Raw genomic sequence first — 6,835 nt, 5'->3', positions numbered from 1 at the left:
CTCGAGCGGAGCGAGAGAACGTTGCGTCAGCAACGGCCCGAAGGGCGAGCCACGTAGTGGCGAGTCATCCTCTATCACCGACCAAATTTAAAAGCCTGCTCATCGAGCAGGCTTTTTTGCATCTGTATCTTGAGAGGATGAGAACCTCCGGGGGCAGAGGTTCGACTCGAGCGGAGCGAGAGAACGTTGCGTCAGCAACGGCCCGCAGGGCGAGCCACGTAGTGGCGAGTCATCCTCTATCACCGACCAAATTTAAAAGCCTGCTCATCGAGCAGGCTTTTTTGCATCTGTTGCTTAAGAGGATGAGAACCTCCGGGGGCAGAGGTTCGACTCGAGCGGAGCGAGAGAACGTTGCGTCAGCAACGGCCCGAAGGGCGAGCCACGTAGTGGCGAGTCATCCTCTATCACCGACCAAATTTAAAAGCCTGCTCATCGAGCAGGCTTTTTTGCATCTGTAGGCCTGATAAGCGAAGCGCCATCAGGCAATCCGTCGTCACTTTCTGCCAGCGCCGGATGACGGCGAGGCCGCCTTATCCGGCCTACGGTAACTGACCTTTATTTTTGCGACAAAACTACGCACCACTTCTCACTGTCGGGTAACGATTTTGTGACATATTCCATTGCCTTTTTTTATCTGTGCATGAATTTTTTTTTGCGTTACTTATGGCTGAGGCTAGCATTTTCCGCTGTGCGTTTTAACGTTCATGGTATTTATCGCTCAGATATGCAGCATTTCGTCAGAAATTTTTCAGAATATGCACAAATGTTAATCACCAAATGTTGCGAAATATGAAGGTGTTTATTCTGGCATTCGCGGCGTAGCATAAATTTCTCTGCTGAAAATACTGGCTTGAAGTTTTTTTAATCTTTGTTTGCGAATTCTCATCGTTGTTGCAAATCGCGGTTACCTGTATTGACGTTTTCACATTCTGTTGACAGATTGTAGGGCATGAGGGGCATTTCATGGAGAATCCGCGCTGCAACTCAGTCGTTTATGTGAACGGAATCCCCACCTCTTAACGCCGACCCGGCCGGGCAAAAAACAAAAAAGGCCAGGCGGTGCAAACCCACTGCAAAGGGTAAAACAACAACATCACAATTGGAGCAGAAGAATGAGTATTTCCTTGAAGAAGTCAGGGATGCTGAAGCTTGGTCTGAGCCTTGTGGCTATGACTGTCGCAGCAAGTGTACAGGCTAAGACTCTGGTTTATTGTTCAGAAGGTTCTCCTGAAGGGTTCAACCCGCAGTTGTTTACTTCTGGTACAACCTATGACGCCAGCTCAGTCCCTATCTATAACCGTCTGGTTGAGTTCAAAACCGGCACCACGGAAGTCATTCCGGGTCTTGCTGAGAAGTGGGAAATCAGTGAAGACGGTAAAACCTACACCTTCCATCTGCGTAAAGGCGTGAAATGGCAGGATAATAAAGAGTTCAAACCTACGCGCGATTTCAACGCCGATGATGTGGTGTTCTCTTTCGATCGCCAGAAAAATGCTCAGAACCCGTATCACAAAGTCTCTGGCGGCAGCTATGAATACTTTGAAGGCATGGGCCTGCCAGACTTGATCAGTGAAGTGAAGAAAGTGGACGACAACACCGTTCAGTTCGTACTGACGCGTCCGGAAGCTCCGTTCCTTGCCGACCTGGCCATGGACTTCGCCTCTATTCTTTCTAAAGAATATGCTGACAACATGATGAAAGCCGGTACGCCGGAAAAAGTCGACCTGAACCCGATCGGGACGGGTCCGTTCCAGTTGCAGCAGTACCAGAAAGATTCTCGTATTCTCTATAAAGCGTTCGAAGGTTACTGGGGCACCAAGCCGCAGATCGATCGCCTGGTCTTCTCTATCACGCCTGACGCATCCGTGCGTTATGCCAAACTGCAAAAGAACGAGTGCCAGGTGATGCCGTATCCAAACCCGGCGGATATCGCGCGCATGAAGCAGGACAAAAACATTAACCTGATGGAGCAGGCGGGTCTGAACGTCGGCTACCTCTCTTTCAATACCGAGAAAAAACCGTTTGATGATGTGAAAGTGCGTCAGGCGCTGACCTACGCGGTCAACAAAGACGCGATCATTAAAGCAGTCTATCAGGGCGCGGGCGTTGCCGCGAAGAACCTGATCCCACCAACCATGTGGGGCTATAACGACGACATTAAAGACTACACCTACGATCCTGAGAAAGCGAAAGCCCTACTGAAAGAAGCGGGTCAGGATAAAGGCTTTACCGTTGAGCTGTGGGCAATGCCAGTACAGCGTCCGTACAACCCGAACGCGCGCCGTATGGCCGAGATGGTTCAGGCTGACTGGGCGAAGATTGGCGTACAGGCCAAGATCGTGACCTACGAGTGGGGCGAGTATCTGAAGCGCGCCAAAGCGGGTGAACACCAGGCGGTGATGATGGGCTGGACCGGCGACAACGGGGATCCGGATAACTTCTTCGCCACCCTGTTCAGTTGTGCAGCGGCGAAAGACGGTTCCAACTACTCTCGCTGGTGTTACAAGCCGTTTGAAGACCTGATTCAGCCGGCGCGCGCCACTGACGACCACAACAAGCGTATTGAACTCTACAAACAGGCTCAGGTAGTGATGCACGATCAGGCGCCAGCGCTGATCGTGGCGCACTCCACCGTGTACGAGCCGGTGCGTAAAGAAGTCAAAGGCTATGTGGTTGATCCATTGGGCAAACACCACTTCGAAAACGTCTCTGTCGAATAATTAAAAGCAATCAAGGAAGCGCTGCGCCCCGGCATTGTGTAGGCCGGATAAGCGCAGCGCCATCCGGCGTAATGCTTTACCCGCGATGCAGTTTGCGTGGGATAAGATTTGTGAGCAATACAGACTCACGGTTCCAGGCCGTGCGTCATGAGAGAGAATCCGGGTTATGTTGCAGTTCATTCTCCGACGTTTGGGACTCGTCATCCCCACGTTTATCGGTATCACCCTTCTCACCTTTGCTTTTGTCCATATGATCCCCGGCGATCCGGTGATGATCATGGCAGGTGAACGTGGTATCTCCCCTGAGCGTCATGCTCAACTGTTGGCTGAACTCGGTCTCGATAAACCGATGTGGCAGCAGTACCTCCATTATATCTGGGGGGTTATGCATGGTGATTTAGGCATCTCGCTGAAAAGCCGTTTACCGGTGTGGGACGAGTTTGTGCCTCGCTTTAAAGCGACGCTGGAACTCGGTGTCTGCGCCATGATTTTCGCCACCGCCGTAGGGATCCCTGTGGGTGTGCTGGCTGCCGTTAAGCGCGGTTCCATTTTTGATCATACCGCAGTTGGCCTGGCGCTGACCGGTTACTCCATGCCCATCTTCTGGTGGGGCATGATGCTGATCATGCTGGTTTCCGTGCAACTCAACCTGACCCCCGTCTCCGGGCGCGTGAGTGACATGGTATTCCTCGATGACTCCAATCCGCTGACCGGCTTTATGCTGATTGACACTGCCATCTGGGGTGAAGAAGGGAACTTCATTGATGCCGTGGCGCATATGATCCTGCCCGCGATGGTGCTCGGAACCATTCCTCTGGCGGTGATTGTGCGTATGACCCGTTCGTCGATGCTGGAAGTGCTGGGCGAAGATTATATCCGAACTGCCCGCGCCAAAGGGTTGACGCGGATGCGTGTGATCATCATTCATGCGCTGCGTAACGCGATGCTGCCGGTAGTGACCGTGATCGGATTGCAGGTAGGGACGCTGCTGGCGGGCGCCATTCTGACGGAAACCATTTTCTCGTGGCCTGGCCTTGGGCGCTGGCTGATTGATGCGCTGCAACGTCGCGATTATCCGGTTGTGCAGGGTGGGGTGTTACTGGTAGCGACGATGATTATTCTCGTCAACCTGCTGGTCGACCTGCTGTACGGCGTGGTGAACCCGCGTATTCGTCATAAGAAGTAAGGGGCCATCATGTCACAGGTTACTGAAAATAAAGTTATTGCTGCACCGGTGCCAATGACGCCGATGCAGGAGTTCTGGCATTACTTTAAACGCAATAAGGGCGCCGTGGTGGGGCTAGTGTATGTCGCTATCATGATCCTGATTGCGGTCTTCGCCAACGTCCTTGCGCCGTATAACCCGGCAGACCAGTTCCGCGATGTACTGCTGGCGCCTCCTGCCTGGCAGGAAGGGGGCAGTATGGCGCATCTGTTAGGGACTGACGATGTTGGTCGCGATGTGCTGTCGCGCCTGATGTACGGTGCGCGTTTGTCACTGCTGGTGGGCTGTCTGGTGGTGGTGCTGTCGCTGGTGATGGGCGTGGTGCTGGGGTTGGTTGCTGGCTATTTTGGCGGCATTGTCGATAACGTCATTATGCGCGTGGTCGATATCATGCTGGCGCTGCCAAGTCTGCTGCTTGCGCTGGTGCTGGTGGCGGTATTTGGCCCGTCGATCGGTAATGCCGCGCTGGCGTTGACGTTCGTGGCGCTACCCCACTATGTCCGTCTGACCCGCGCCGCTGTGCTGGTGGAGGTGAGCCGCGATTACGTCACCGCTTCCCGCGTGGCGGGTGCCGGTGCGATGCGCCAGATGTTCGTCAACATCTTTCCAAACTGCCTTGCGCCGCTGATTGTTCAGGCGTCGCTCGGCTTCTCTAACGCCATTCTCGATATGGCCGCGCTTGGCTTCCTGGGCATGGGTGCGCAACCGCCAACACCAGAGTGGGGCACAATGCTCTCCGACGTGTTGCAGTTCGCACAAAGCGCCTGGTGGGTCGTGACCTTCCCGGGTCTGGCGATCCTGCTGACGGTGCTGGCATTTAACCTGATGGGTGACGGTCTGCGTGACGCGCTCGATCCCAAACTGAAGCAGTAAGAGGTTCGAGATGGCGTTATTAAATGTAGATAAATTATCGGTGCACTTTGGTGATGTGGGTGCCGAATTCCGCGCCGTAGACCGTATCAGCTACAGCGTGAACCAGGGTGAAGTGGTCGGTATTGTGGGCGAATCGGGCTCAGGTAAATCGGTCAGTTCGCTGGCGATTATGGGGCTGATTGACTATCCCGGGCGTGTGATGGCGGAGAACCTGGTGTTCAACGGCCAGGATCTAAAGCGTATCTCGGAAAAAGAACGGCGTAACCTGGTTGGCGCCGAAGTGGCGATGATTTTCCAGGACCCGATGACCAGCCTGAACCCGTGCTACACCGTCGGCTTCCAGATTATGGAAGCGATTAAAGTGCATCAGGGCGGTAATAAGAAAACGCGCCATCAGCGGGCGATTGACCTGCTGAATCAGGTGGGGATCCCCGATCCGGCTTCGCGTCTGGACGTGTATCCGCACCAGCTTTCGGGAGGGATGAGCCAGCGTGTGATGATCGCCATGGCGATCGCCTGTCGGCCTAAGCTGTTGATCGCCGATGAGCCGACGACGGCGCTGGATGTGACTATCCAGGCGCAAATTATCGAACTGCTGCTGGAGTTGCAGCAGAAAGAAAATATGGCACTGGTGCTCATTACCCATGACCTGGCGCTGGTGGCGGAAGCCGCGCATAAAATCATTGTGATGTATGCCGGTCAGGTGGTGGAAACTGGCGCGGCGCACGATATTTTCCGCGCCCCGTGTCACCCTTACACCCAGGCGCTTTTACGCGCGCTGCCGGAGTTTGCCCAGGACAAAGCGCGTCTGGCGTCGCTGCCCGGCGTGGTGCCGGGTAAATATGACCGCCCGACGGGGTGTCTGTTAAATCCGCGTTGCCCCTATGCCACGGACAAATGCCGCAGTGAAGAACCTGAACTGGTTCAACTGGATGGCGGTCGCCAGTCGAAATGTCATTACCCACTTGATGATGCCGGGAGGCCCACATTATGAGTACGCATGAGGCCACCTCGCAGCAACTGTTGTTGCAGGCAATTGACCTGAAAAAACACTATCCGGTGAAGAAGGGGATATTCTCCCCGGAACGTCTGGTGAAAGCGCTCGACGGCGTCTCTTTTACCCTTGAGCGCGGCAAAACGCTGGCGGTGGTGGGCGAATCCGGCTGTGGGAAATCCACGCTCGGTCGTCTGCTGACGATGATTGAAACGCCCACCGGCGGTGAGTTGTATTACCAGGGCCAGGATCTGCTCAAGCACGATCCGCACGCGCAAAAGCTGCGTCGGCAGAAAATCCAGATTGTCTTTCAGAACCCCTACGGTTCGTTGAACCCACGTAAGAAAGTGGGACAGATTCTGGAAGAACCGCTGCTGATCAACACGTCGCTCAGCAAAGAGCAGCGTCGTGAAAAAGCGCTGGCAATGATGGCGAAAGTGGGGCTGAAAACCGAGCACTACGACCGATATCCGCACATGTTTTCCGGCGGCCAGCGCCAGCGTATCGCTATCGCCCGTGGTCTGATGCTCGATCCCGATGTGGTGATTGCCGATGAGCCGGTCTCCGCGCTTGATGTATCCGTGCGCGCGCAGGTGCTGAACCTGATGATGGATTTACAGCAGGAACTGGGGCTGTCGTATGTCTTTATTTCTCACGATCTGTCGGTGGTTGAGCACATTGCCGATGAGGTAATGGTGATGTATTTAGGGCGTTGCGTGGAGAAAGGGACAAAGGACCAGATCTTCAACAACCCACGTCATCCGTATACCCAGGCGCTGCTTTCTGCCACTCCGCGCCTGAACCCGGATGAGCGTCGTGAGCGCATCAAGCTGACCGGCGAGCTACCAAGCCCGCTGAATCCGCCGCCGGGTTGTGCTTTTAACGCCCGTTGCCGTCGGCGCTTTGGTCCCTGCACCCAGTTGCAGCCGCAGCTTAAAGATTACGGCGGTCAACTGGTCGCCTGCTTCGCGGTTGATCAGGATGAGAACGCGCAGAAGCCGATGGTTTAATCGCGCGTAATGC

General features: G+C 54.6%; 5 protein-coding genes and 2 other RNA genes. All 7 read left to right on the top strand.

Annotation, left to right across the window (positions count from 1 at the left end):
* Positions 1-117: 117 nt before the first annotated feature.
* The 7 genes from WB371_RS10585 (at position 118) to dppF (ending at position 6,822) form a co-directional block, all read left to right on the top strand.
* Positions 118-249, top strand: a non-coding RNA gene (locus tag WB371_RS10585) — RtT sRNA.
* 32 nt (positions 250-281) lie between these two features.
* Positions 282-414: non-coding RNA, RtT sRNA (locus WB371_RS10580), on the top strand.
* Positions 415-1,112: 698 nt separating this feature from the next.
* A complete protein-coding gene (gene dppA / locus WB371_RS10575) occupies positions 1,113-2,720 on the top strand; it encodes a dipeptide ABC transporter periplasmic-binding protein DppA (RefSeq protein ID WP_336220019.1) in 1,608 nt (535 codons plus the stop codon).
* Positions 2,721-2,886: 166 nt separating this feature from the next.
* Positions 2,887-3,906 carry a dipeptide ABC transporter permease DppB gene (dppB, locus tag WB371_RS10570; RefSeq protein ID WP_042323173.1) on the top strand — a complete coding sequence of 340 codons (1,020 nt, stop codon included), beginning with the start codon at positions 2,887-2,889 and terminating at the stop codon, positions 3,904-3,906.
* Between the two features lie 9 nt (positions 3,907-3,915).
* Positions 3,916-4,818, top strand: coding sequence for a dipeptide ABC transporter permease DppC (gene dppC / locus WB371_RS10565; RefSeq protein ID WP_336220018.1), 903 nt, complete (start codon positions 3,916-3,918; stop codon positions 4,816-4,818).
* Positions 4,819-4,828: 10 nt separating this feature from the next.
* Complete coding sequence (gene dppD, locus WB371_RS10560) at positions 4,829-5,812, top strand: dipeptide ABC transporter ATP-binding protein (protein WP_336220017.1); 984 nt, start codon at positions 4,829-4,831, stop codon at positions 5,810-5,812.
* Positions 5,809-6,822 carry a dipeptide ABC transporter ATP-binding subunit DppF gene (dppF, locus tag WB371_RS10555; protein WP_336220016.1) on the top strand — a complete coding sequence of 338 codons (1,014 nt, stop codon included), beginning with the start codon at positions 5,809-5,811 and terminating at the stop codon, positions 6,820-6,822. The genes dppD and dppF overlap by 4 nt, the downstream gene beginning before the upstream one ends.
* Positions 6,823-6,835 lie beyond the last annotated feature (13 nt).

The sequence above is a fragment of the Citrobacter amalonaticus genome (assembly GCF_037053465.1).
In the GTDB taxonomy this organism is placed as follows: Bacteria; Pseudomonadota; Gammaproteobacteria; order Enterobacterales; family Enterobacteriaceae; genus Citrobacter_A; species Citrobacter_A amalonaticus_H.
This window is presented reverse-complemented; position numbering and strand designations above follow the sequence as displayed.

What these genes read in the sequence shown, in the direction of transcription:
- dppA (WP_336220019.1), top strand. Translation starts at nt 1,113, where the DNA reads ATGAGTATTTCCTTGAAGAAGTCAGGGATGCTGAAGCTTGGTCTGAGC.
- dppB (WP_042323173.1), top strand. Translation starts at nt 2,887, where the DNA reads ATGTTGCAGTTCATTCTCCGACGTTTGGGACTCGTCATCCCCACGTTT.
- dppC (WP_336220018.1), top strand. Translation starts at nt 3,916, where the DNA reads ATGTCACAGGTTACTGAAAATAAAGTTATTGCTGCACCGGTGCCAATG.
- dppD (WP_336220017.1), top strand. Translation starts at nt 4,829, where the DNA reads ATGGCGTTATTAAATGTAGATAAATTATCGGTGCACTTTGGTGATGTG.
- dppF (WP_336220016.1), top strand. Translation starts at nt 5,809, where the DNA reads ATGAGTACGCATGAGGCCACCTCGCAGCAACTGTTGTTGCAGGCAATT.